General features: G+C 42.0%; 20 protein-coding genes and 2 pseudogenes. 3 read left to right on the forward strand and 19 right to left on the reverse strand.

Annotated features, from left to right (window positions below):
• The 9 genes from AC0YN6_RS19565 to phnX all read right to left on the reverse strand — a co-directional run.
• Positions 1-1,397: laminin G domain-containing metallophosphoesterase family protein (locus AC0YN6_RS19565; RefSeq protein ID WP_475748867.1), on the reverse strand; the 1,397-nt coding region annotated here is incomplete at its 3' end.
• 346 nt (positions 1,398-1,743) lie between these two features.
• The gene (locus tag AC0YN6_RS19570; protein WP_475748868.1) at positions 1,744-2,094 is read right to left on the reverse strand and encodes a DeoR/GlpR family DNA-binding transcription regulator; all 351 of its coding nucleotides are present in this window, start codon (positions 2,092-2,094) and stop codon (positions 1,744-1,746) included.
• A complete protein-coding gene (locus tag AC0YN6_RS19575) occupies positions 1,977-2,525 on the reverse strand; it encodes a DeoR/GlpR family DNA-binding transcription regulator (RefSeq protein WP_475748870.1) in 549 nt (182 codons plus the stop codon). Before AC0YN6_RS19575 ends, AC0YN6_RS19570 begins: the two co-directional genes overlap by 118 nt.
• A 113-nt stretch (positions 2,526-2,638) precedes the next feature.
• Positions 2,639-3,445, reverse strand: a complete 807-nt coding sequence (locus AC0YN6_RS19580) for a PhnE/PtxC family ABC transporter permease (protein ID WP_475748871.1) — start codon at positions 3,443-3,445, stop codon at positions 2,639-2,641.
• A gap of 1 nt (position 3,446) precedes the next feature.
• Positions 3,447-4,232, reverse strand: coding sequence for a PhnE/PtxC family ABC transporter permease (locus AC0YN6_RS19585; protein WP_475748872.1), 786 nt, complete (start codon positions 4,230-4,232; stop codon positions 3,447-3,449).
• Complete coding sequence (gene phnC, locus AC0YN6_RS19590; protein WP_475749023.1) at positions 4,222-5,010, reverse strand: phosphonate ABC transporter ATP-binding protein; 789 nt, start codon at positions 5,008-5,010, stop codon at positions 4,222-4,224. Before phnC ends, AC0YN6_RS19585 begins: the two co-directional genes overlap by 11 nt.
• Before the next feature lie 50 nt (positions 5,011-5,060).
• Positions 5,061-6,125: a phosphate/phosphite/phosphonate ABC transporter substrate-binding protein gene (gene phnD / locus AC0YN6_RS19595; RefSeq protein ID WP_475748873.1), complete on the reverse strand. Its 1,065-nt coding sequence runs from the start codon at positions 6,123-6,125 to the stop codon at positions 5,061-5,063.
• A gap of 30 nt (positions 6,126-6,155) precedes the next feature.
• A complete protein-coding gene (locus AC0YN6_RS19600) occupies positions 6,156-7,295 on the reverse strand; it encodes a phosphonoacetaldehyde reductase (protein WP_475748874.1) in 1,140 nt (379 codons plus the stop codon).
• On the reverse strand, positions 7,292-8,104 hold the full coding sequence (gene phnX / locus AC0YN6_RS19605; protein WP_475748875.1) for a phosphonoacetaldehyde hydrolase: 813 nt from the start codon (positions 8,102-8,104) through the stop codon (positions 7,292-7,294). The genes AC0YN6_RS19600 and phnX overlap by 4 nt, the downstream gene beginning before the upstream one ends.
• A 511-nt stretch (positions 8,105-8,615) precedes the next feature.
• On the opposite strand from phnX, the gene AC0YN6_RS19610 reads away from it, so the two are divergent.
• Positions 8,616-10,262 carry an S-layer homology domain-containing protein gene (locus AC0YN6_RS19610; protein ID WP_475748876.1) on the forward strand — a complete coding sequence of 549 codons (1,647 nt, stop codon included), beginning with the start codon at positions 8,616-8,618 and terminating at the stop codon, positions 10,260-10,262.
• Positions 10,263-10,556: 294 nt separating this feature from the next.
• Here AC0YN6_RS19610 and AC0YN6_RS19615 read toward each other — a convergent pair whose 3' ends face one another.
• Both AC0YN6_RS19615 and AC0YN6_RS19620 read right to left on the reverse strand, forming a co-directional pair.
• On the reverse strand, positions 10,557-16,643 hold the full coding sequence (locus tag AC0YN6_RS19615; RefSeq protein WP_475748877.1) for a glycoside hydrolase domain-containing protein: 6,087 nt from the start codon (positions 16,641-16,643) through the stop codon (positions 10,557-10,559).
• Positions 16,644-16,960: 317 nt separating this feature from the next.
• A complete protein-coding gene (locus AC0YN6_RS19620; protein WP_475748878.1) occupies positions 16,961-18,190 on the reverse strand; it encodes a chloride channel protein in 1,230 nt (409 codons plus the stop codon).
• A 274-nt stretch (positions 18,191-18,464) separates the two neighbouring features.
• Here AC0YN6_RS19620 and AC0YN6_RS19625 point away from each other — a divergent pair.
• Positions 18,465-18,854 (forward strand): annotated as a pseudogene (locus AC0YN6_RS19625) (GrpB family protein); the annotation flags it as partial.
• On the opposite strand, the pseudogene AC0YN6_RS19630 reads toward AC0YN6_RS19625, so the two are convergent.
• The 6 genes and pseudogenes from AC0YN6_RS19630 to AC0YN6_RS19655 form a co-directional block, all read right to left on the reverse strand.
• Positions 18,759-18,998: pseudogene (locus tag AC0YN6_RS19630) on the reverse strand (hypothetical protein); the annotation flags it as partial. The pseudogenes AC0YN6_RS19625 and AC0YN6_RS19630 sit on opposite strands and share 96 nt — an antisense overlap.
• Before the next feature lie 6 nt (positions 18,999-19,004).
• Entirely contained in the window at positions 19,005-19,409 is a 405-nt protein-coding gene (locus AC0YN6_RS19635) for a hypothetical protein (protein WP_475748879.1), read from the reverse strand.
• Between the two features lie 208 nt (positions 19,410-19,617).
• Positions 19,618-20,442 carry a hypothetical protein gene (locus tag AC0YN6_RS19640; RefSeq protein ID WP_475748880.1) on the reverse strand — a complete coding sequence of 275 codons (825 nt, stop codon included), beginning with the start codon at positions 20,440-20,442 and terminating at the stop codon, positions 19,618-19,620.
• 97 nt (positions 20,443-20,539) lie between these two features.
• Positions 20,540-21,421, reverse strand: a complete 882-nt coding sequence (locus tag AC0YN6_RS19645; RefSeq protein WP_475748881.1) for a hypothetical protein — start codon at positions 21,419-21,421, stop codon at positions 20,540-20,542.
• A 279-nt stretch (positions 21,422-21,700) separates the two neighbouring features.
• Positions 21,701-22,033 carry a hypothetical protein gene (locus tag AC0YN6_RS19650; RefSeq protein WP_475748882.1) on the reverse strand — a complete coding sequence of 111 codons (333 nt, stop codon included), beginning with the start codon at positions 22,031-22,033 and terminating at the stop codon, positions 21,701-21,703.
• Between the two features lie 9 nt (positions 22,034-22,042).
• Positions 22,043-22,498 carry a hypothetical protein gene (locus AC0YN6_RS19655; RefSeq protein WP_475748883.1) on the reverse strand — a complete coding sequence of 152 codons (456 nt, stop codon included), beginning with the start codon at positions 22,496-22,498 and terminating at the stop codon, positions 22,043-22,045.
• Between the two features lie 280 nt (positions 22,499-22,778).
• Here AC0YN6_RS19655 and AC0YN6_RS19660 point away from each other — a divergent pair, with 280 nt between their 5' ends.
• On the forward strand, positions 22,779-22,949 hold the full coding sequence (locus AC0YN6_RS19660; RefSeq protein WP_475748884.1) for a hypothetical protein: 171 nt from the start codon (positions 22,779-22,781) through the stop codon (positions 22,947-22,949).
• Between the two features lie 469 nt (positions 22,950-23,418).
• Here AC0YN6_RS19660 and AC0YN6_RS19665 read toward each other — a convergent pair whose 3' ends face one another.
• Positions 23,419-23,943: a P-loop nucleotide/nucleoside kinase family protein gene (locus tag AC0YN6_RS19665; protein WP_475748885.1), complete on the reverse strand. Its 525-nt coding sequence runs from the start codon at positions 23,941-23,943 to the stop codon at positions 23,419-23,421.
• 106 nt (positions 23,944-24,049) lie between these two features.
• Positions 24,050-24,235, reverse strand: a complete 186-nt coding sequence (locus AC0YN6_RS19670) for a hypothetical protein (RefSeq protein ID WP_475748887.1) — start codon at positions 24,233-24,235, stop codon at positions 24,050-24,052.
• Positions 24,236-24,256: the final 21 nt, after the last annotated feature.

The raw sequence follows: 24,256 nt of genomic DNA on the forward strand, positions 1-24,256 counted from the left end.
ATATAAGCGCTAGGGTAATCGATATGCTTCGGATTAATTTGCTCTCCAGTGTGATACATGTACGAATGCGTCGTCATAATAATTTTTTTGTCCGGATTTTCCGACGCTATTCGGTTCGCCCATGCCAGCACGCCGTCGTTTGGCCCAAACTCCAGAGCGATCACCATATACTCCACACCGTTAATATCGAAGTAATGATACGTATTCTCCATTTTTCCTTCTTGGTAAGCCCCGCCGAAGGTGGATAGCTTGGAATATTTGCTGTGCGGGAAATATTTGTTGTAATTCGTATAATTGCGAGTCAAATCCGTTTTATTTAAAATGACGTCATGATTGCCGGGCGGAAGCACATAAGGCACGACGCCGTCCAGATAGGAATACGCTTCGGAGACAGCATCCCATTGCGCGGTGCTCGACGGATTATCCACGATGTCGCCAACGCCGACCGCCAGCTTAATATTCAAATCGTCGGCATTCTCCTTCATCCACGTCATATATTGCTTGAGCTCGTTCGGATGTGACGATGCCAAATATTGCGTATCCGGAACGACGGCAATCGTGTAATCGCCTTCCGCAAAATTCGGATCCAGCCAGTTGTATGTTTCATCATCGTAGGAGTATCCGTCGTTTTTGTTCGAGGAGAGATCAGGGTAAGCTTCGCCGGCTTGATCCAGTTTCCAATTTCCCAGCAGCCCAGATTCGTTGCCTTGCAAGGATACATTATAATTCTCTTTAATCTCTTCGGCCGTCCGAACTGTAGACCATACGCGAACATCGGCGATTTGACCGTTGAAGGTCATTTGGGGTTTGCCATCCGTCGAATAACCTCTAAAGTCGGATCCGATCTTCATCTCGCGAGCCGTGTGGTCGGTTGGTATCGGCACCGTCAACGCTTCCTCGTCGACCTTCTCGCCATTCACGTACGTCGACGCCTTATTCGCCGTATCGTCCAATACCATCGCGATGTGGACCCACTCGCCCGTGTTCACATTCACTTTTTCCGCAATGTAGCCCAGTTCGCTGTTTTTGTAAGCCCGCCAGTATATCCTTGGTTGGCCGTTGCTGAAAATTTCGAAATTAAATCGGGATACGTCACTGTAAGTGGAACCTTCGTAGTTGCCGATGATCACCCCGACGCGTTTGCTGGTTGGCGTGTTCGCCGGCACTTTCATCCATGCTTCCACCGTGCGAGGGGCAGCGGAAAGCTTCTCCTTCGTCGCGATCTCCACTTGGCCATCTGTGAAGTCGATACCCGTTCCTTGAAATAGAGCAGCCGCCGCTGTCGTAACCGAAGCCGACTCCTCCGCCTGCGTCGGAGTCGTGATGAATCCTTGTACAAACATCATGATGGCTAACGTCATGATAAAAAACGATTTTCCTTTTTTCACCATTATCATCCATTCTACCTGTTGGCATAATTTTTAATATGACCTGTATCGTACGACCATTCACTTCTGTCCCAATTTAGCGCTTATACATGCTCACCCTCTCAATGGATTCCAAGTATAATATTTGCGATCCTACTAAAGCATAAAAAAAAATGCAAAATATAGCAATATAAAATGCTACAATTTGCATTATCTTAATATTTATCAAGTATTATTTCCGTTATTTGTTGACGAATAATGAAGAAACTCGAAAACTATTGTACATTTTCCAAAAAAATAAAACCCAAATCCAGCTCCGCTGTACTTGCGGCGCCGGATTTGGGTTTTCACACTCCATCGTCCCTCGTTTGCTCCACTAATCCTGTTTGTAGACTACTTTCATCCCGGAACTCTTATATTTTTTTACAATATCTTCATTAATGCTGGAATCCGTAATAATCATATCGACCTGATCCAGCGGGCAAACGTTCAAATACGAAACCTTCTCGAATTTGCTGGTATCCGCAGCTATATTGATGTGACGCGCGTTTCTCATCATCGCTTTAATAATTTCGATTTCATGGATGCGGAAGTCGGTCAAACCTTTAGTCACCGATATCGCGTTAATGGAGATAAACGCCTGATCGATATTATACCCGGCGATGTCCTCCTCGCATTTTCTCCCATACAATGCGCATTCCTGCTGATCCAGAATACCGCCCGGCACAATGACCGTAAAACCCGCCTTGCTCGAGAATTGCTCGAGAATTGCTCGATAATGCGCAATCCGTTCGAGATGATTGTAAGGCGATCGAAACGTTCCGCCAGCTTCTTGGCGATCTCCAGGTTCGTCGTGCCCGCGTTTAATGCGATCGCTTGGCCTTCCGCCACATACTCGCATGCGAATTGCGCCAGCTCGATTTTCTTTTCCTTGTTTTTGTTTTCCCTGTAGGAGAACACATTCTGATCACCAGGATCTTCAGCAAGAATGGCGCCGCCATGCACGCGCTTGAGCATCTTCTTCACTTCCATGTTTTCCATGTCGCGTCTCACGGTATCGATCGATACGTTCAGGACGCCGACAAGCTCGGTCACCTTGACGGAATTGTGTTGTTTGAGAAACTCCAGTATTTTCTTGTACCGTTCTTCTTGCAGCATTTCCCCATCATCTCCCGCGATCGTAATCTATCGCTTTTTGCTTTATCATATTGTTCCGCAGAAAAAGATACAAACTCTCATTCGTTAGAGAGAGTGTATCTTCCTCTTTATGCTCAACCGTTCGTTCTCAGCTTCCTCTTGATCAGATTGGCAACGACTTCTAGCAGTATGGCAAATGCCAGGATCAGATACGTAATGAACCCAATTTCCCTGATATCGAAATAATAATTGCTCGCCATAAACATATCGTAGCCGATGCCGCCCGCTCCTGCGGCGGCTCCCATCGCCACCGCCACCGCGAAGTTGATCTCGAAGCGCATGAACGTCCAGGATATGAGGTACGAAATCGACGAAGGGATGACCGCTTGGAACACGATCTGCCACCAATTGGCCCCGCTGGCTCTAAGCGCTTCGATGACGCCGTCCTCCAGCTCCTCGAACGATTCCGAATATGCCTTAACCAGGTAACTTACCGAGTGGAACGTCATGCCGATAACCGCCGCCACGCTTCCGAGCCCTGCCGCCACCGCAAAGATCAATACCCATAACACGGTAGGCACCGCACGGATAAAGGCGACGGCGCTTCTGATCACAAGCGAGATCTTAGGGTTCGACAAATTACGAGCAGATAGCAGCCCCAGCAGCAGCGCGATAACGCCGCCGAACAATGTCGTCAGGAAAGCAAGCCCTGCCGTGATGATCACTTGCTTCAACGCCTCGCCGAAGGTGAAATGGCGGGCATGCGCCTCTGTAAACATGGTGCCGATCGTATCGCCCGTCGACATCACCGCTTTCGCGACGTCCAGATCCTTGTAGTCGAATGTGAAAAAACCGAATAAGGTAAGTGCAGCGAGCGCCAATATTGTCAGCCGGCTGACGAAGGAAGCCTTATTAAAAGGTTTGACCGCGATCCGGTTCATCTTACATCACCACTCTCCTCACATAGTTCGACACCGACTCGATGAGCATGATGGCGATCACGATCGCAATAACCACCAACGAGGAGGCGCTGTAGTTCAAGCTCTTGTAATACAGATTGAATAAGAAGCCGATTCCCGTGCCCGTTAGGATGCCGATCAACGTCGCCTGCCTGATGTTCGTCTCGATCATGAACAAGATCCAGCTCAGTAGCTGCGGGATGCTTGCCGGAATAACGGATTGCGCGATTATCGTGAAATAACTCGCACCTGTCGCTCTCAACGCTTCGACGGCGCTGTCGCTGATTTCATCGATCGACTCCATGAAAGCACGGGTCAGAAACCCAAAGGAACCGAAGAACAGCGCCAAATATCCCGTGAGCACATTCTGGCCGAAGGAAAACAGCAAGATCATGGACCAGGCTGCAACATCGATATTCCGGAACACGGTAGCGATCCAGCGGCAAACGACTTTAAACACTCCGTTTACCCCCGTCGTCCGGGAACCGAGCACGGCGAACGCCAGCGCGAATATGGCCGCCACGCTCGTCGCCGCAATCGATACCAATAAGGTTTCGACGAGTTTTTCTATGATATTGGGCATCTTCTTCCACGCCTTCTCGTCAGGGTAGAAATTGCTAACCGCCCATTCGACCGCTTTCGGGATGGAAGTCAAACCTTTCACGACATCGTATTGCGTAATTGTGATCGCCGCCATCGTAAGCACAAGCATCAACGCGCAGAAGAGTAGTGTGCTCAATCGTTTTCGGAGAAAAAAGTTACCCAGCATTTCGGCCTCCGCTTTCTTCCATCAATTCATCCAGTGCCGCACCGTAGATGGTCCGAAGCTTCTCCTTCGTCAATCCGGCCGGTGGACCGTCGTACACGACGGTTCCCTTATTCACTCCGATGATCCGGTCCGAATAATTCATAGCCACATCCACTTGATGCAAATTGACTACGACAGTAATGCCCATCGTCGAACAAATATTGCGCAGATGCTCCATAATGATCTTAGATGCATTCGGATCGAGTGAAGCGATCGGCTCGTCGCAGAGCAGCATCTTCGGATTCTGCACCAGCGCGCGTGCGATGCCTACGCGCTGCTTCTGACCGCCGCTCAGTTGATCGCAGCGCTTATAGATATGCTCTTCCAAGCCGAGAACCTTCAGCATGCTGTAGGCTTGCTTCTTCTCTTCTTCCGTGTATATGCCGAGTACACCAGCCAAAGTTGACTTGTATCCAAGCCTTCCATGCAGCACATTCTCGATCACGCTCAAGCGGTTGACCAAATTGTAGTGCTGGAAGATCATGCCGATACGGGTTCTCAGCTTTTTCAATTCTTTTTTCTTTAACTCCAAAACATTCGCTTTATCGAAGACGATTTCTCCGCTGCTGGCATCGATCATGCGGTTAATGCAGCGAAGGAGAGTCGATTTCCCCGCCCCCGAAGGTCCGATGATCGATACAAACTCTCCTTCTTTCACAGCGAAGTTAACATCCGATAACGCTTTTGCATCCGAGCCGTATTGTTTCGATATATGCTTGAATTCCAATAACGTTGGCATGGCTAACTCCTTTTTGATCGTACGCATAGTTAGTTGATATCCTTATGTGCTTAATTAGCTGCCAGCTCTCTGACCGGGTTAAAGAACGCATCGTCAACCGGTACAAACTTCTCATTGCCCGATTTTTTCTTGAAGATGCTTGTGCCTTCGCCGTCCTTGGGCAAGAAGATCTTTTCATTGTTCGTTACAGCGTCGGATGTAAATGCGTCCAATATCTTCTTCTGGTCTTCTTCGCTGAGCGATTTCGTATTAATAGCGAATGGTTGGTTCAGCACTGGCGTCACGGAAATCAATACGAATTCTTGGCCGACCATCGTGTTGAATGGCTCTTCCGCGCCTTCCTTCACTTTGTACACCGCACCCGGTTTGTTAGCGTCACCGGATACCAGCTCCACATAGTTCTCTACACACGAATCGCAGAATGCTGCAACATCCACTTTGCCCGCGAGTAGGTTAACTGCAGAACCTTGATGCGAGCCGCCAAATAGAACCTCGCTGAACAATTGGCCGTCTCCGCCTTGCAGCAGATCTTCGGCAGTAAGCTCCTTATACTGATCCATCGAGCTGAAGTGGCTCACGATGCCGGCCGAAGGCACTTTAAAGCCGGATGTGGAGGAGTTTGTTACGAACGAAAACTTCTTGCCTTCAATATTGTCGATTACATATTGGTCACCGTTCATGTAATTTGCTTCTTCGCCTTTCTTGACGCTCATCCAGCTGTAATAGACCGCGTCGTCCAGCGTGCCGGATTCTCCACTTTGAACGAATAGAGGTTCGATTTTGTCGTTTTTGTTCTTCGCCTCGACATATCCTTGAGCGCCCATATAGCCGATGTCTGCATTGCCGTTCGCAAGAGCTTCAATCGCGATAATGTAATCGGTCGTTGTTTGATGCTCCACTTTTTTGCCTGTTGCTTCTTCGATAATTTTGGAGAATTCTTCGCGGGCGACTTTCAACTCTGCGCCGGATTCGTTCGGGTTCCACACCATCGTAATGGTGTCTTTGGAGCCCCCGGAAGCCGGAACATTCCCGTTCTGACCCGCTTCTTTGTTTCCACACGCCGCCAGAACAGCAATAAGCACACAAGTAATAATGATCGATAACGCCTTTTTCATAATAACAATCCTCCAATATATGATTTGTTGTTACAACAAGGAAACAAGCATCTGCTCCAACTCTTCAGGCGATATGACCGCAGGGTTATTGTCCATTCTCCCTTTGGTGTACGCATGCGACACGATAGTAGGAACTTGTTCCGGACCGACGCCGTAATGGTTCAAGCGGCCCGACAATTCGTACTTCTCGTAGATCGATTGTAGAAAACGTTCCACGCCATCCGTGTCTTCCGTGCCGAATGCGGCAAGCAGCTTCTCCGGTTCGATCAATGCTGAATAATTGTGCTTAAGCACCGCAGCTAACGATAGGCTTGCGGCTATGCCATGATCGATGCCGTGCAGCAGCGTAAGCGGATAAGAGATCGAGTGGCAAGCGGTCGTCTTGGTATTACTGAAAGCAAGACCGGCAAGCACGCTGGCCAAAGCCAATTGTTCTCTGATCGCCAGATGATCAGGACGATCCTTCAATAGAGGGAGCGCCTTCCGAATGCGTTCGATCGCTTCGAGTGCATATACCCGCGATATCGCGTTCGTATGAACAGACCAATACGCTTCAGTTGCATGGCACAGCGCATCCAGCGCGGTAGCGACGCTCAGCCTAAGCGGCATCGTCACCGTCAACTCCGGAAGAATCAACGCCGCCTTCGCGAACAATCGTTGATTTGATACCGAATATTTGCAGCCACACTCTTCATCCCATACCGTCGCCCAGCTGGTTACCTCAGAGCCTGTGCCGGCCGTTGTCGGAATTCCGATCCATGGCGAAAAATTCGTTTTCCCGCTGTAGGATTCGGAGGAGATAACGTCTCTTACTTCAGCCGGGCCATCCAGCTTCACATGCTGCAATGCCGTCAACGCCTTGGCCGCATCCATCACGCTGCCGCCTCCGATCGCGATGATCAGCTCGTAATCGAACGGTTCGATCATGCGAATCAGATGATGAATATCCGTAACATCGGGGTTGTTTAAGGTAACTTCCACCAATAGGGTGTCTTTCGCGGACAACAAGCTCATGACTGGCACTAAGCTATCGTGGTTCTCGACGCCGCCTCCGCGGGTCAGAATCAGAATACGATGAACGTTTTTGCAGCATTCTTCTAAAGCTTGAGTGAATGCGCCGACGGACGCTTCACCGAAGTAAACGGCAACCGGATTGTAGAATTGATTCATACGAGCTCCCTCGCCAACCCGCTGCGTTCGAGCTCCTCGATGACATCAGGAAGCTGCGAGATCGAGTTAATGATGTAATCCGCTCCCGCCTTCTCGAACGTTTGTCTCGTTTGACTCATTCGTTCCATAAACTCGCCGCCCTCCATCGACTCCGCTTCCTCTTGCGTCAATCCAAGCTCGCTGCTGCCAAGTATGACCGCAACCGTCCATACGCCGGCATTTCTTCCTTCATTAATGTCGGATACAGTGTCGCCTACTTTCACGACCGCTTGAGGCGGATATACGCCAAGTTCGGTCATGTTTTGGAATATCATATAAGGGTACGGCCTTCCGCCCTTCACTTCGTCGGAAGCGACCATATAGTCAGGTGAGTAACCCTTGCGCTTCGCTTCCGGTACAATGACGTCCATCATTGCTTTTGTATAACCTGTCGTCGAGCCGATGATCAGCCCTGACTCACGCAGCATCTCTACCGTCTCCAACGCTCCTGGAATCGGATCGGTGTAGCTCTTCAGAGATTCCATCAAAGTCGATTCAAAGGTGACATAAAGCCGATCGACATCTTCTTTGACAGGCTCCGAGCCGTATTGAGCTACCCACTCCGTCTTTACTCTCTCCATTTGCAATATTGCTTGTATATGATCCCACTTCAGCATCCCCATCGGTTCTCTCGCTTCCCGATTCGTAATAGGGATCCCCGCTTTTTCGAATGCCTGTAAAAATGCATGCATTGGCGCAAAACAACCGAAATCAATCACTGTTCCCGCCCAATCAAATATGACCGCTTTTATCCGTCCGTCGTTCTCCATTTATGTCTCCTCATTTCGTTATCATCGTCGTCGTTGAACAATTCTCATTATAGAGATTAGTTCAAAAACGTGCAATAGATTTTGCGATTATTTACATACATTTTACAATTATAATGCTTTTTTATGCCGTTTTACACTGCGAAAACATACCCGTAGTTATTCTCTATTTATGTTAACGAACAGATCCTACGCATCACTAACCATATAGGTTAGCCTTTAAAGTGCGAAGCAGCGCCATTCATTCACGTTTGGAGCGATTGGCCAATAAGCAGCACCCACATTTTCCTTATAGCCCAATACCATTGTTAAGTTACTGTAAAATAAAACAATATACATTGCTTTAAAATGCATTATTTTAATATACTCTAGTGAAGAAGCGGACTATTCGCTCTGGACTCTCATACGAAGTTTAGGCAGCACAGCGGTGAATGGCGGGAAGAGGAGGGGACGCACGTATAGAAGCAATCATGTTCGGCTTTCAATAGAGATAACCCAAGAGAGGATGGTTACTATGAAAAACTTGCGATTATGGAAAGTGATTAGCAGCATGTTGATTGTATCGTTACTATTTCAAAGCGTTATATTCGCAGAATCGGCATCGGCCAAACCCGAATTGGAAGTGAAATCGGTGCAAGCTCAAGTCGGCGCAACCGCGATCGTAGATATCGTAATCAACCAGCCAAAAGGGCTGAAAACATTCGAGTTCCAGCTCAACTACGATCGTACAGCTCTCGAGCTGTTGAATGAAACAAACATCAAAGGAGCAGACGTGGCAAATTGGCTTTATGAATACAAAGTCAATTCCGCCAAAGGAATCGTCCGGGTAGCGGCCGTTAACTCTGATGGTATCCAATCAAACAAATCAGCCGTCATTATGCGGCTGACATTCAAAGCAATAGGCGCTGCAGGCGCCAAAATGTACAGCATTACCGGATTAAAGGCATTTATGAGTATCGACCAGCAAGCTGAAATGACAACCAAAATGGGTACGTTCGAAATTGTATCCATCAGCGACCCTATCGATCCGACGACACCAACGACACCGACAAAACCAACGGACAAGGAGTACATCTCCCTTCAGCCAACCGTGAACTCCAATGGGTATGCGAGCGCCCAAGCGAACGATAAAGAAATTATGGACATCCTTAGCAACGACAAGTTGAAAACGATCCATGTCAAAGTTGATGCTCCACAGGCTGCAACAGGCGTCGAAGTGGGGCTTAGCGGTACAGCTGCCGGCAACATCGCGGAGAGCGGAAAAAAACTGGTCATTCAAACGCCTATCGGCGACATTGAACTGGAGAAAGCCACACTAGCACAAGCTAAAGGCAAAGAACTCATCATCAAAATTGAAAACGCGGCAGAAGCGGAGCAGAAGCCTGCCCGAACCGTTTCGATCTGGATGGGCGGAGTGCCGGTCACTCATTTCGACGGCGTCGTGAAGGTCTCGATTCCTTATGTGAAAGCTCCGAAGGAAACCGATGAAAATATCGTCATCTTCCGGTTGAACGGCAATCAAAAGTCGATTCTCCCCAAAGCGCAAGCTGTCGATGGCAAAATTGTGTTCGTTACTCAAGAGCCTTCGACTTACGCAGTAGGCTATCATGCTAAAACATTCAAAGATACGGTCAATCATTGGGCAGATAAACATATCAACTTCGTAACGGCGAGAGAACTTTTCACAGGCGTTTCGAACGATATTTTTACACCAAACGGAACAATGACCAGAGGAATGCTGGTAACCGTTCTCGGCAGGCTAGACAGCGCCGATGTATCCGGAAAACCGGCGAAATTCGATGACGTATCAGCCGACAAATATTATGCGCCTTATGTGGCATGGGCGACCGAAATCGGCATCGCAACCGGAACCGGCGGGGGCAAATTCGCTCCGGAGAAGCCAGTGACGCGAGAAGAGCTGGCGCTTATGATCGCGAACTATGCGAAGCACGTAAACCTCACGCTAGCGAACCCAAGCGATGAGCAAAAATTTGCAGATGAAAACACGTTTTCCACTTGGTCAAGGCAAGCCATAAAAGCGATGCAAGCTTCCGGTATTTTCGGAGGGAAAACAGGCAATAAATTCGATCCAAAGGGAACAGCGACAAGAGCGGAAGTTGCCAAAGTTATCAGAACTATGATTGGCCTTGAAGTTTCATAATTAGCTTAAACAAACATGCAAACCCGCGGGTTTGCATGTTTGTTTTTGTTGCAACACAAAACCTCCATGGTCTTTCGCCCGCAACCCGTACTTGAAAGTAGGGTTTAGTGTTTAAGGCGCCATCCCATACTGGATAATACTGCGATTGGACAGTAACACGAAGCTTTTTTGGTGGTTCGACCCACCCTTCTTCAAAATAAACACTTTTCTTTAAGATTGTTATTTTTGCGATTTTCCTGTACTAAAAAGCCATTGACCCCATTTAAAATGGAATCAATGGCTTCTTTAATCTGATTATTGCAAAATCGTCTTGGCTACGATCGCAAGGTCTTCAATATCTACTTTTCCATCATGATTGACATCGGCTTTCGCATTCCAGCCTGGTTGACCAGCTTGCTTGCCGTACACTGCTGCAACGATCGCCAAGTCTCCGATTGTGATACCGCCTTGTCCATTAATATCTACGTTAATTCTCATGGATTCGAACACTTGAATTGCCGCATCCAACGCAGCTTTAGTATCGTCTACCTGCTGTTGAGTGACATTCGTATCGTTCGTTATCGCACTAGCCGCATCTATTGCCGATTGCAATTGTGCTTTAGATCCAACTGCATACAAGCCATCCTCATTTCCTTCCACTGCTGCATTATGCTTAGCCTGAGCGCTTGCGATCAACGCATTTAATTGCGATTTATCTACCGCTATACTGATATTAATCTCGTGAGAAGACCCGTTAATCGGCAGTTCAATCCCCTGTCCGTTGGCAATAACAACATTGTCTATAGAAACTGCCGTATTGGACGCCTGAGCTCCAGATTTAGCCTTAAATTTGAATGAGAGCAGATCTCCTTGTGCAGGCACGCCAAGCATTTCTTGATTCGCTTTCACGCTTGCAGCTACAATCCGGATTTGTCCCAGCACAGACTCATTATTATCGATCACTTGGAATCCGTCCTTCAGCGATGTAACCGATTCGAACTGCAATTTCACAGGATCATAATGAAGCGTCAAATCTTGAGCGTACATTACCTGGTGTTCACTTTGCGTAACATTGCTTAACCCCATCGTTATATCGAATGTTTGACCAGGAATTACCTCATTTAAACCTGTCAAAGTAGACTGAGTCTCCGTCATCCCCAGTGCATTGTCGATAACACTTAGTTTAAATTTGGCTTGAATAATATAACTTAGATCAGTTGTCACTCCGCCTTTCCATGCTTTAGAGAATTCCTCGTCCCAATGTCCGTAAGAATTCATGATAAGGGTACCATCTGGTTGTACGACAATACCAGCGTATCCTGTATCCCCTGAATATAGGTTTTGTGCAAAATCTTCTTTTAACATAATGCGATATTGACCTTCGTTTTGCTGCATCAAATCTTCATATGTTCCTACCCAAGCTACCCATTCGCCCGCTCTCCAATCGCCAGGTTCAATTTTACCGTTCTGATTATAATCAAGAATAATTTCTCGGAAAGTTACGACAAGACGGCCGGTAATTGGATCGTAGACTGCCTTATGTCTTTCCCCTTGCAATGCTCCTTGGACATCTTCTGGTTCACTCCACGTCTCACCTTCGTCGTCAGAATAGAACATAACTGATTTATGTTGATGGGACTGGCTTCTAGCCAAAGCTACAATTCTCTTACCATCCGGTGATCGGAACATTTCCACCTCGCATATTTGGTAGCTGCTTTCAATCGATCTGTATTCGCTTAAATATGATACCGGCTTACTCCATTGTTCATTGCCATGTTCATCATAAGTTAAATAAGTTTTGTAATTGGTGAAACCATAATCGTGATAAACTCCCATCCATTTATCAATTAAATTCCCATTCTCATCTTTCAACTGGGTTAAACTTGCCATAGCTACTATAGCGTTATTCGGCTTATTATCAATATTCGTATACCAATGCTGATACTCTGTCCAAGTCTCTCCACCGTCATCAGAATACGATGTGTTCCAACCTGTCGAACCATCTCCCCACCCTGGACAACCGGTAATCAAGATAAGCCTCTCTTTGCCGTTACTCATATTTAATTTATAGATAGTAGGTGTTTCTTGAGATCTTGCCCATGAGGCCGGAGTCTCCTTTTCAACCCAGGTTTCCCCCGCATCATAGCTCATTTGTAGTACAAGAGGACCTTTACCATGACCAATTGGATACGCTGTAATCAATGTTTTATTATCGTTCAGCATAACCATATCTGGCTGCCCCAAATATTGTCGCTCTGTACCTTTGCCGTTCTCAATCGTTGTAATAAATTTCTCGTCTAAATTATATTTCGGGATTGAATATTGAATATTCAAATGTTTTGCTACCTTAATCCCTATCGTTTTCTTATAACCGCCAACCACGTTTTCAACTGTAATTGTAGCATCACCTTTACTTATAGCATTCACTTTACCACTTTCACTTACCGTTACAACTTGTGGATTACTAGAAGTATAGGTTAACGATTTATCTGGATGATCAGATATGAGTTCAGCTTGAATTTGATAGGAATCTCCGATATAAAGCTTTTTACTCATTTCAGAAATATTCAATCCATTCACGTAGCTTATCGTTTTCACTTCATCTGGAGTCAATGTACGATTAAATACTTTTACTTCATCCAACATCCCACTAAATCCACGTCCGCCAATTATTTTTGTTGGAGCCAAAAGCGGTGTCTTCACATTTTGATTCCAAACAATCGTTGCTTTTAATAGGCCATCAATATAGAGATTAAGATTGGATGCGTTGCTAGTTAACGTAACATGTTTCCAACTATTTTTCTCTAAGAGGTAATTAAAAGTTAAGTAACCTTCTGGTACATGGATAGACATCTTACTTTCTGCACTATCACGGCGCACATCGATGGAAGTGGAACTTAGCTGATTACCAGTAAACGATTTGCCATCCCATAGTGCGGATGCGGTCTCATTACTTCCGGCATCTTTTACCCAAAAGGATACTGTCCAATTTTTTGTCAATGTAACTGGCGAAGTAATTTCGACCTTGTCTTCTTTTGCAAATTGAATCGCGTTGCCAGACATACCTTCAACAATTGTTCCACCTGTTAACATTCCGTTTGCCGATCCCCAACTATCAGTTATCGTATTATCTGTAACATTATCAAAAGAATAATAAGACACCTGAGCCTCTGGATCAACTTTTAGCCGGTCTACGATAACCTGAATAGAAGTCGTTTTAGTTGGATCAGCTTGGGAAGTGACTGTGATTGTCACAGTTCCTATGCCTTCACCAGTAATTAGTCCATTCGAATCTACACTTGCGATAACTTCATTTGCTGATGTCCATGTTACGGATGGGTTACTAATATTGTCTGGTGTCAGTATTGCATGTAGTTGTTTTGTTGTACCAATACCAACAGATATTTCTGCACCTTCTTGGATTGCTATAGATTCTATCGCTACCGGGTTATTTTTAATTTGAATATATTTTGATGTTAGAGCTTTTAGTTCTTCACGAATTTGATCCATGTCTGCCGCAATTTGAGTCTTGCCAGCCGTTGATAAATAGTAACCTGATGAACTATATTGTGGTTTTATTTTTGCTAGCAATCTATCCACATCAGCATTCATAGCAGGAACTTCTTTTTTGATTTGAATCAATTTATTCACATCGCGTACACCTTCTGCCATTTTCTCAAGTCGTACACTTGATTTGGAAGACGGATTTGAAGCCGTACGTTCATCTGGGAATATTAGAAACGTATCTCCCGCCTCGAATGCGTTATGTGTCGTATCCTCTAATGGATTCTCTACCCAAGAATCATAGGCCCAGCGTAAATATCCAGCTCCTCCCACAGCATATGAATACATCATAGTCCAATAACTTTCTGCTGGTGTACTAAGTGAGAAATTTCCTGGTATATGACCTGTACAGGAATAAATTGTGGTCCTAAGGCCAAGTGCTTTACGTTGATTAATAAATTGAGCAAATTCTGTTGGATGAGCTTTTACTGCTATCGTTCCAACACTCAGATCATCCACACGCATTCCTAAATCTTTCTTTGCTACAAAAGCATCCATAGCCCCTGCTGTTTTCAAGCTATCTCCGTGAATCCCTTTAACGCTGTCAATCAGATCAAAAATTGCCCCGCTGAATCCTCTCTCGTCAATCCCCAGATAGGTATGATCAAACCATCCCTTTTCTTCTAGATGTACAACAAAACTATTTAAAAATAATTTCCAAATGCGCGAGTATTCACTCGTACCCACACTAGAAAACGAAGCAGTTACATTACGACTTGTAGCTTCGTCATAGTAGGTAAAGGAGTTATGCCAAGGAGCAATACCATAAGCAACAATTTTATCTCCAAGTCCAAATGTTTTATTAAAATTTACCCATGCATCAAAATCAGAATAATCAAAGGTAAACATACCATCCGTCTTTTTTGTCCATTTTATCATTGATGGGTAGTGAATTTCGTTTGCACTATAAGTCTGACCATCCCATGCATCATCAACAATTGTCGTCGTAATTGCATGCCCACCCAATTGTTTATATTTCTCCATATGCGGAAGTAAAATTTCTAGATGTTTTTGTGAAAAAGGCTCCACACCATAGTATTCTGCTACACTATACGGCGCCTGCCATAATTCAATATCAAAACCATCTTTAAACTCTTCTGCATCAGGCATCGTTGCATCTAATACTTCTAGATTAAATGTAAATTCTATCGGTGTATCTACTCCGTCTGCTGTTACGATAATTTTACCAACATAGGTTCCAGACTGTGTATCCTTAGGTACATCAAATTCAACCCAAACTGGCTGTACCGCATTAAATGGAATCTGAATTGGTGTCGTTTGATATAGAATATCATTACTTTCTGCGCGATTTCCCTCTGGTACAGGCCTTGTTTTGCTACCATACCCTGGCATACCAGTATAAGCTTTTGTAGATTTAATAAATGTTGTAGTGATATTATTAGCCGATAACGTGTCGGTTCCGCTTACAAAATCCGTTGCCTGTACACTTACATTACTTAAGCCAGATTCTAATGAAATCAACGCAATTTCCGATACTGCTTTATCATTTTTCCATGCATAAATTGATTTATTTACTACACCTAAGTTCTTAACTTCCGTATAACGATCCTGTGTGTATTGCGTATTTGTGTCAACTATACTTCCATGAAGCTGCGGATTTCCCTCGGTTACAGTCACTGTAAGCGCTTTAGACAAGTTGTATTTTAATGAGCTTATTGTTATAGTTGCAGTTCCAGCAGAAAGTGCTTGCACCACTCCATCGGCACTTACTTTGGCAATGTTCGTATCACTTGAACTATACTTACGATCGCTAATATTCGCATAATCTGGTACCACCGTATAATTCATTTGATATTGTGAACCTTCAATGAGAGTAACATTGTCTTGTGATAGTACAATATCACTCACTTGGTATGGCAAATGATAGACAACGACTTTCGCACTATCGATGAGTGTTCCTGTAGCATTTGGCTCTTTCTCGCCTGTTGCCTCTGCCCGCAAAACATGAGGTCCTTCCGTCAATCCACTCACCGTGGTAATCAAGGTAGAATTGATATTGGAAGGATTGTATAAACTAAATACACCAATTTCTACTCCATCTATCAGGTATCGTACCTTCCCCATAGGCTTATTTTTGCCTGCATAAATATCAATTTTGTTACCAAAAAAATTCACTTCGTAAAAGGTATCTCTTGGATTAGCCCCTAATGGATTGGACCAAGTATGTGCAGCATCACCTGGTGACCAATTGTTGGTGGAAAACGTGAAGTAATTATTAGTTCCCGTAGTTTTCGTATGTGGGATCACTGTTGTCTCCTCTTCTACTTCTACTGCTAAATCATCATTGTACACACGGGCGTAACTGACTTGTAAGCCTGTACCTCCATCGGGTAAAGTGACATTAACTGTATGAATTCCATTCGTTAATCCTTTTTTACTATACAATAGGGTTTCTGTATTAGCAGCACCTGCAATAAGTAATGTTTCAGGAGCATTATCATCCAATTGGAACGTATTTTGCGGGTCATTTTTGACACCGTACAATTCTACCCCTGTTCCCTTAAATGTGAACGAATAGGTGTGCTTACGGGCCTCTTCATATTTCATATTCCAAACCCAATGTTGCGTCTTGGCTTCTTCAATTCCTATAATAGTTGACTTCCTATCCGCTGCCCATCCAGTTAATCCATTTACATCCGTAGCTGTCGTGTAAGTAAAATAATGATCACCTGAGGTTACGGTATCATCCACGACAATACTAGATGTGGATTCGGCATATCCTACTACTGGATTAGCGGTCAATACTGTCGTTAGTACCATAATGCTTGCCAAAACAATGTGAATAAATTTATTCGTTACTTTTTTTAATTTATTCATTGTGCATACTCCTTTTCTTTTTATAATGTTTTTTGATGATCATATTACCTTTTACGATAAAGCGCTTCCATTCCATCGTATACAAATCGTTATATTTGTGAAATACCTCTCTTTTTACATTTGGGGTCTTATTTTGACAAGATGAATACAACATGACAATAGGAAATATCATGATTACAACAAGCGACCGATTCGCTTCTTGAAAAAATGAGAGTTAAAGTAAGCCTATCAATATTAAAAAAAAGGGAGCGATTACTACTCGCACCCTTTCACTTTAGTAACAACCCGGTTGATGATGAGGTTTGGAATGCGCAGCCTTAAGCTATTCTCCGCTTCATTTTTAATAAAAACATTGGTAAATATGCTGCAATTAACATGGGTATAATTAGATTTACTTGGAATATCAGAATCAGAAGCAAAAAAACTGCTAATGGTTTTCGGAGTACTGCACTTACGAGTGAAGTAGTGACAATAGCAACGGATGTTACAGGATCTATTGGAAACAACATTGCAAGTCCATATCCTATACTTACACCTGCAAAAATAATAGGAAAAATATGTCCTCCACGCCAACCAGATGCTAAACAAAATTCTGTTAAGAATAACTTCACAATACCTGCTGCCAATAATAAATAAATAGACATATCAGTCCACTCTGCAGCTAATTCTGTTAACTCATGTTCCCCGGAAAATAAAGTAATAGGAAGAACAGTACCGATTAACCCTAGTACTAATCCACCAATAACAGGTCTAATTATTTTATAATTTTCGAGCGGTTTGAACACCTTGTGCAAGGAATCCCCAAAAAAACCATATAGTTTAGCAAGCAATATTCCTATAATTATTAGCGGGATCATGGCTATTATTTCATGAACGCCTATCGTCGCTGAACCAAAATCGGCTAAAGCAAAATTCCTGTTATCTATTTTGGATAAAAGTATAAATACACCAAAACCTGCAGCAGTAGTTATTGAATATACAATTGTCTTTATCCACTTTATATGTTTTGGATCTTTTCTTTCTTCAACGAATGTATTTGCTCCAAATAGCGGTGCCCTAAAAACTATGCCAATTGCAGTCTCAATACTATACTCTATGATGATATCTCCATGCTCATTTAATACAGATTTTTTCTTAACTATAGATTTAATTACATCTCCTGCCCATGTTGAAAGGCCACCTATAACGCCAACTAAAGCGGCCTCGGGACCAAGACTGGCTCCAAAAGAAAGAACAATAATGGCTAGTATTGCGCTCTTATGCACTGATTTGTAATCAATTCTTTTGGTTTTATTGAATTCTGCTAATACCTCATCTGTTAAACGCGGGTAATTACCAATGTATTTTTGGCATAAACCTATCAAAATGCCTCCAACTACACACACGATTATGGTCCAATTTCTGACCTCAATCACACTTGGTAAATAAACCCATAAAAAGTGAGTCGTTAAAGAAAGAACAGCGAAAAAAATCCATGTCAGAAGCCCTATGAACCCGCCTATAACGATGCAGTACAAAATTAAAATTCCCGATCCTAAAAACTTCATTCTCTTGTTTCCCCGACTTTCTATCTTAGCACAGCTCCTGATTCATTTTTAAATATTTTTGATGTTGCCACAGGAGTGCTGGATTATTATGGTCTGATTATTATTCTAGACTAATGCTAGGTCGAGTATACAGTGCGACTGTCTCTACTTGACTCGTCTGCCTGTCTTTCAACTTCCTTGAGCGGTATTGTCACATCTTCTCGTACCATTAATATTACGCACTCCACATGTGTGGGTTGCGCAAAATAGACAAGTCTGATGCACTTCCGTTCCTCAGATTGGGTTTGCAAAGCCAATTATTGATATTCTAATAGTCGTCAAGGATATTATCAAGGTAGACGAGTATAACGAACAAATGATTCTTAAAGGCTATAAATCACGAGGGGAACAAGGAATTGCTGGACGACGTTATTTTCCAAAGGGCGGAGACCATAGAACTTATCACGTACATATTTACGAGGTCGGAAATATAAACATCGAGTATCATCTGAACTTCAAAGAATACCTAATAAATCACCCTGATGAAGCGAAAAAATACGGAGAATTGAAATTACACTTAGCTGAACAATCACCGGATAATGTTCATGTATATCAAGATGGAAAAGAAGCTTTTTGCACCGAAATTGTAAAGAAGGCAATGAAATGGGCGGCTCATGCCTTTTAGTTTCGCTTTAATTCGCTTGTGATTGTAATAATCGATATTTGTGCAATGAATCAGGAGCATATCTTCAGCTGTTAATCGACTGCAGGATTGTTCTAACATCGTGGAAACAAGAGAATAGACGGGTCTTGAACCGATCTTATACGTAGATCATTAATCCCACCAACTTCTTAAGCCATTATCAGTATTTATCTCGTCTGCATTCTTGCAAAACTCATAAAATGCATTTTTCACATCTATATCAATATCCTCTGTGTTTACAACCAGTCCTTCAATTGATACACAGTAATCACTTCGCTTATAAGTTACCGCATATCCATAAAAAAAAACTACTGGGTATTTTAATAAAAAATTATAAATTTGATTTACTGTAGGTGCATTGTTCTGACTATCATCTGGATCTATATACTTGTAAGTAAGGAGTTGTTGCAACGCATCAACCCCTAAAGGTTTAAAACGAACAACCCTATTAGTTCTATCTTCCCAATCCACATCAATTTTTAATATAGTATCTCGCACCTTATAGTCAGTATTGAATTCAAATTTCATATCGCTCATGACTATTACCTCCTTGATTTAATTATTATCGTTTATTTAATGGATTATTTTCCGTCGGTCTTTCTATCATCGATAAATAATCAGGATTTTTTATTAGTTCATCCCTTTAAAACTTAACGCTAACTTTACGTCTCAACCACCAAATCTATTCTATTTTTACTCATCATAAATATAAACAAGTAAACAAGAAATCCTACACATCCCCCCTCTATTTATTATGTTTCAATATTTTAGCAACGCTCTCTAGAGGCTCATCTGGATTATAGAACTTCTTCTTAAAATCAAAATTCGGTCCCGATCTTACATCATAGTCATTACAATTTTTTCCTAACTCTACAAAATAGTTATAACCCAAGTGCTCCTTTACTCTAACTCTGGTTCGTTCTTCAATGGGGGTAAAAATATTCTCTGTGAGTTGAATCATAACTCCGTTATCATCGACCTCTGTAACTTTATAACATGGAGTAGACATCAATTTTTCCTTACCAAATAAATCGATATACTCTTTGCCAAAATACTCTACCCAATGTAATTCAGGATGTATGATGTCTAAGCTAAGAGGCTCGTCCCACTCTGGAAAAGCTTCATTATACACCCTCGCTTTAACTGCTTTAAATGTTTGAATTAAATCGATAAATAAATTCAAAAATAATTTTTCATTTTTTTGTTCAAATATAAGTTTAGAATTAACAGAAAGTGTCACCCTATTAAAAATATTTCGATTTCTCTTTTCCCAACTTACAACATACTTTAGTTCCTTTTTTTTCTTTTTTTCTAACCTAAAGTATCCTTCTGCGATAGGTAAAGATGAACGTGCAAACTCTTCATTTCCAATCTTATTCAGCCACATTTCAGTAAGAACAGAAGGATCATTTTTGTCAAAGTTAGTTGTCCATGTTTGATATAAATTATTTAATAACTGAGGTAAAAAAGACTCATATCTCGTTATGGTATTAAAAAAATCTTCAGCAAGCTTCCGACTTTGAAAATCCTCTGTACTGAAAAGTTCTAAAACCACCTGTGAATTTTTCACGTTAATCTCTCCTAATTATTATTCTACGGTACTTGTCTAACAATAAGAGTAATTTTTAATTTATTCGCTTCTCTTATATAGTCTGGGTCTAAAACGATTAACCTTCGTTAAAATTTGCAGGTAATTCAAATGATAGTTTATTATCAACAATTTGTGGCGTAGTAAGTTTTAATATCTTGGCAACGCTCTCTAGAGGCTCATCTGGATTAAAGAACTTCTTTCTGTAATCAAAAATTGGTCCCATTTTCATATCATAGTCATTATAATTTTTTCCGAGTTCCACAAAAAATTCATGGCCTAAATGCTTCTTTACTGCTGTTCTTACTTCTTCTTCAATAGGAGTAAACAAACTTTCTGTGAGTTGAATCAAAACCCCGATATCTTCGACCTCTTTTACTTTATAACATGGAGTAGTCAACAATTTTTCCTTACCAAATAAATTCGTATACTCTTCACCAAAGTACTCGATCCAATTCAATTCAGGATGTATAATGTCTAATTTAAGAGGCTCTTGCCACTCAGGAAATGCTTCATTATACACCCTCGCTTTAACTGCTTTAAATGTTTGAATTAAATCGGTAAATAAATTTAAAAATAATTTTTCATTTTTTTGTTCAAATATAAGTTTAGAATTAACAGAAAGTGTTACCATATTAAAAATGTTTCGATTTCTCTTTTCCCAAGAAACAACGTAACTAAGATCCTTTTTTTTCTTTTTTTCTAGTCGAAGGTACCCTGCCGTGATAGGTAAAGATGAACGTGCAAGATCTTCATTTTCAGTTTTATTCAGCCACATTTCAATAAGTACAGAAGGGTCATTTTTGTCAAAATTATTTGTCAATGTTCGAGTTAAATTATTCAATACCTGAGGTAAAAAGGGCTCATATCTCATTATCGTATTAAAAAACTCTTCGGCAAGATTCTGATTTTGAAAATCCTCTGTACTAAAAAGCTGTAAAACTACCTGTGTATTTTGCACGTTAATCTCTCCTAATTATTATTCTACGGTCTAACAATAAGAGTAATTTTTAATTTTGTAGCTTCTCTTATATAGTCAGAAGTCTAAAACATTTACCCCTTGCGGTGTTTAATTTTCTTGTCTTCTTCATTCATCTCGTTAAAATTTGCAGGTAATTCAAAATAAAATGTAAAATTATTTAGCTTTGTTTTATTAGTCATCAATCACCTTTTTTGAAGAGAGACAGAATACTGCCTATCTATTTATTATTTTTGGTACCTTTTTTTAGAATTTTATTTTCTAATGAAATCTCTGGATAAAAAATCTTTTAGAATAATCAATCTTAGGACCATAATTTTCATTATTCATAATATAGTCACTAGGATCCTTACCTTTTTCACAGAAATATTGAACACCCAAGTGCTCCCTAATGGCTGCTCTAATTTGATCTGGAATAGACAATAAAACATTATCTGTGAGCTGTATTAACACACCATGGTTATCTATCTCTATAGTTTTATGACAAGGTGTTGTCATTAACTTTTCTTTAGTAAAGAGTTTAATATATGGCGGTCCAAAGTATTCTATCCAATTTAATTCGGGATGAATAACATTATAATTAATTGAATCCATCCATTCTGGTTAATCGGAGTTATAAATCCTAGCTTTTACTGGCTTAAATAGTCTAATAAAATCAATACACAGATCTAAATATAACTTTACAGTGTCTAGATCTAAGACTATATTTTTATTCACTGAAAATATAACAGAGTTAAAAATACTGCTATTGCTTTTTTCCCAAAATACAGAAAAATCAACTTCATTTTTCTTCTTCTTTTTCATAAATAAACGACCATTGGCAACAGGTTGAGATGAACGCGCAAACTCTTCGTTTTCTATTTCGTTCAGCCATACTTTTTCTATAGTTGAAGGATCTGATGGCTCAAATTTAAAAGCCTTTGCTGGCGTAGTTTTATCAAATATTTCTGGTACAAATACACTATGCTTCATTATTAATCTGATAAACTCATTCGCCAGTTTTTGGTCTTGAAAATTTTCAACACTAAACAGCTGAAATCTAATTTGTGAGTTTTGCACTTCCATCTCTCCTATTAATTATATCTAAGATACCATTACAACTCTAAGCGTTACACCAGCTAGTTGAGCTTCATTTCCCAGTCCCAAGATGCAAAATCTGCCCGTACTTTTTTCTTTCCAGGAATACCGTATACATCGAATGCTTCTTCAAGAACTTGGACAGTACACCCCTTACTTAGAGATCAAAAAAATCAATCAGAGGGGAAGAGCGATGAAGAAGAAACAGTACGACTAAAATTTCAAGAAATTGGTTGCGGCTAAAGGGAAAGAGATTGGCAACATGACAGCCGTAGCGCGTCAGCATAAGCTTGATCCTAAGATGGTTCTTAGATGGCCCAGAGAACTGAACCGTAACGATCTGGATCAACTGATGGGAACAGCGTCAAGCAAGCGAAGTTTGTTCCTACTGCTGAAGATTATGCACAGCTGGAAAAAGAAAATGAAAAACTGAAGAAGCTCTTTGCATAGCAAACCCTAGAGAGGGATACTCTCAAAGAACTACTAAAAAAACGAACCCGCACTTGCGGATATAATAGAGATTGCATAGAAATAGTGTGAATAATCTGTTTTGTTCTTCGGATAGTGGACGTAGAGCGATCGACGTATTATTCCTATGTGAGTAGATTGCAGCAAGAGGCCAAAATGATCCACAGGACCGGCAGCATCTATGACTTCTCTGCGTACGAATATATGGAGGCGGTCAAAAATGGGACTGTACAACCGAAGCAAGTGAAAGTCTAGCTCGGCTCGATTCAATATGTACATTTTCGAGCAAATCGGAGCATTTTAAAGAAACACTTTAATCTAAATCGAAGAAGAGGCGCAATATCCACAATTAAGGGGTTTAACCGCTTTACCCTTTGACGGATTGAGTGAACCCTGATTCCACCTTTACTAGTGCATTAAGCGTATCAGTAATTCTAACCTTGTATCCGAAACCTAGAATTTTTTATGATTTCTTCAGCAAGTTCATCTGGCTTCTTACTGTCGGTGTCCAGTAGGAATGGCTCATTAGTCGGTGACGCCATCAACTTGTTCCGAAGGAAAAGCGAGCGGTGGATATATTTCGCATCTCCTCGCTGATGGAGTCGAGCGGCAAGGGTGTCCGGTTCCGCGTGCAGCACAACATAGTGGAGCCTCGCCTCGAGATCCGATAGTTCGTCAATGAACCATTGAAGTTCTTCTTCGACAACGAAATCGATAACCACGTTTAGCCCGTTCATGAGAAAATTCCGTGTCACCGCAGCGATATTAAGCCATGCCAATCGGAGTCGTTCCTCCCAAGCCGGTTCGGACTCACCTCGGTAGACATGGAGAAGGAGATCACCTTCAATCAAGACACTTTGGCTCATCGCACTAGCCAGAGTCTTGGAAACGGTTGATTTGCCTACACCAAGTGGACCAGAAATAAGATAGACGGTTACTGATTTTTTGGAGAAATGCATATATACTCCTCCCTCCCCTATTTTACACATTCATAACGAAGCAGCTGCCGCAGCAGTCTGCTTCCTGGATCGTTGAAGAACTCTATCAAATATATTTATATACTATTTAAGGCACAAGCTTATCATATCCATCGGGGTCTAACAGGTCAGGGTTAATTCCAGTTGATTTTATTGCTTCTTCTTTAAATGTATTATTACATTTATTGCAAATATAAAATTTGGTTTTGCCTTCTTTAATTTTTGCATATTGTGGGTTACTCGGTTCCAACACAAACTTTTTTGCACATGACATACATCTAGCCTCCAGTGCCAA

The sequence above is a fragment of the Paenibacillus sp. J22P15 genome (genome assembly GCF_056269345.1).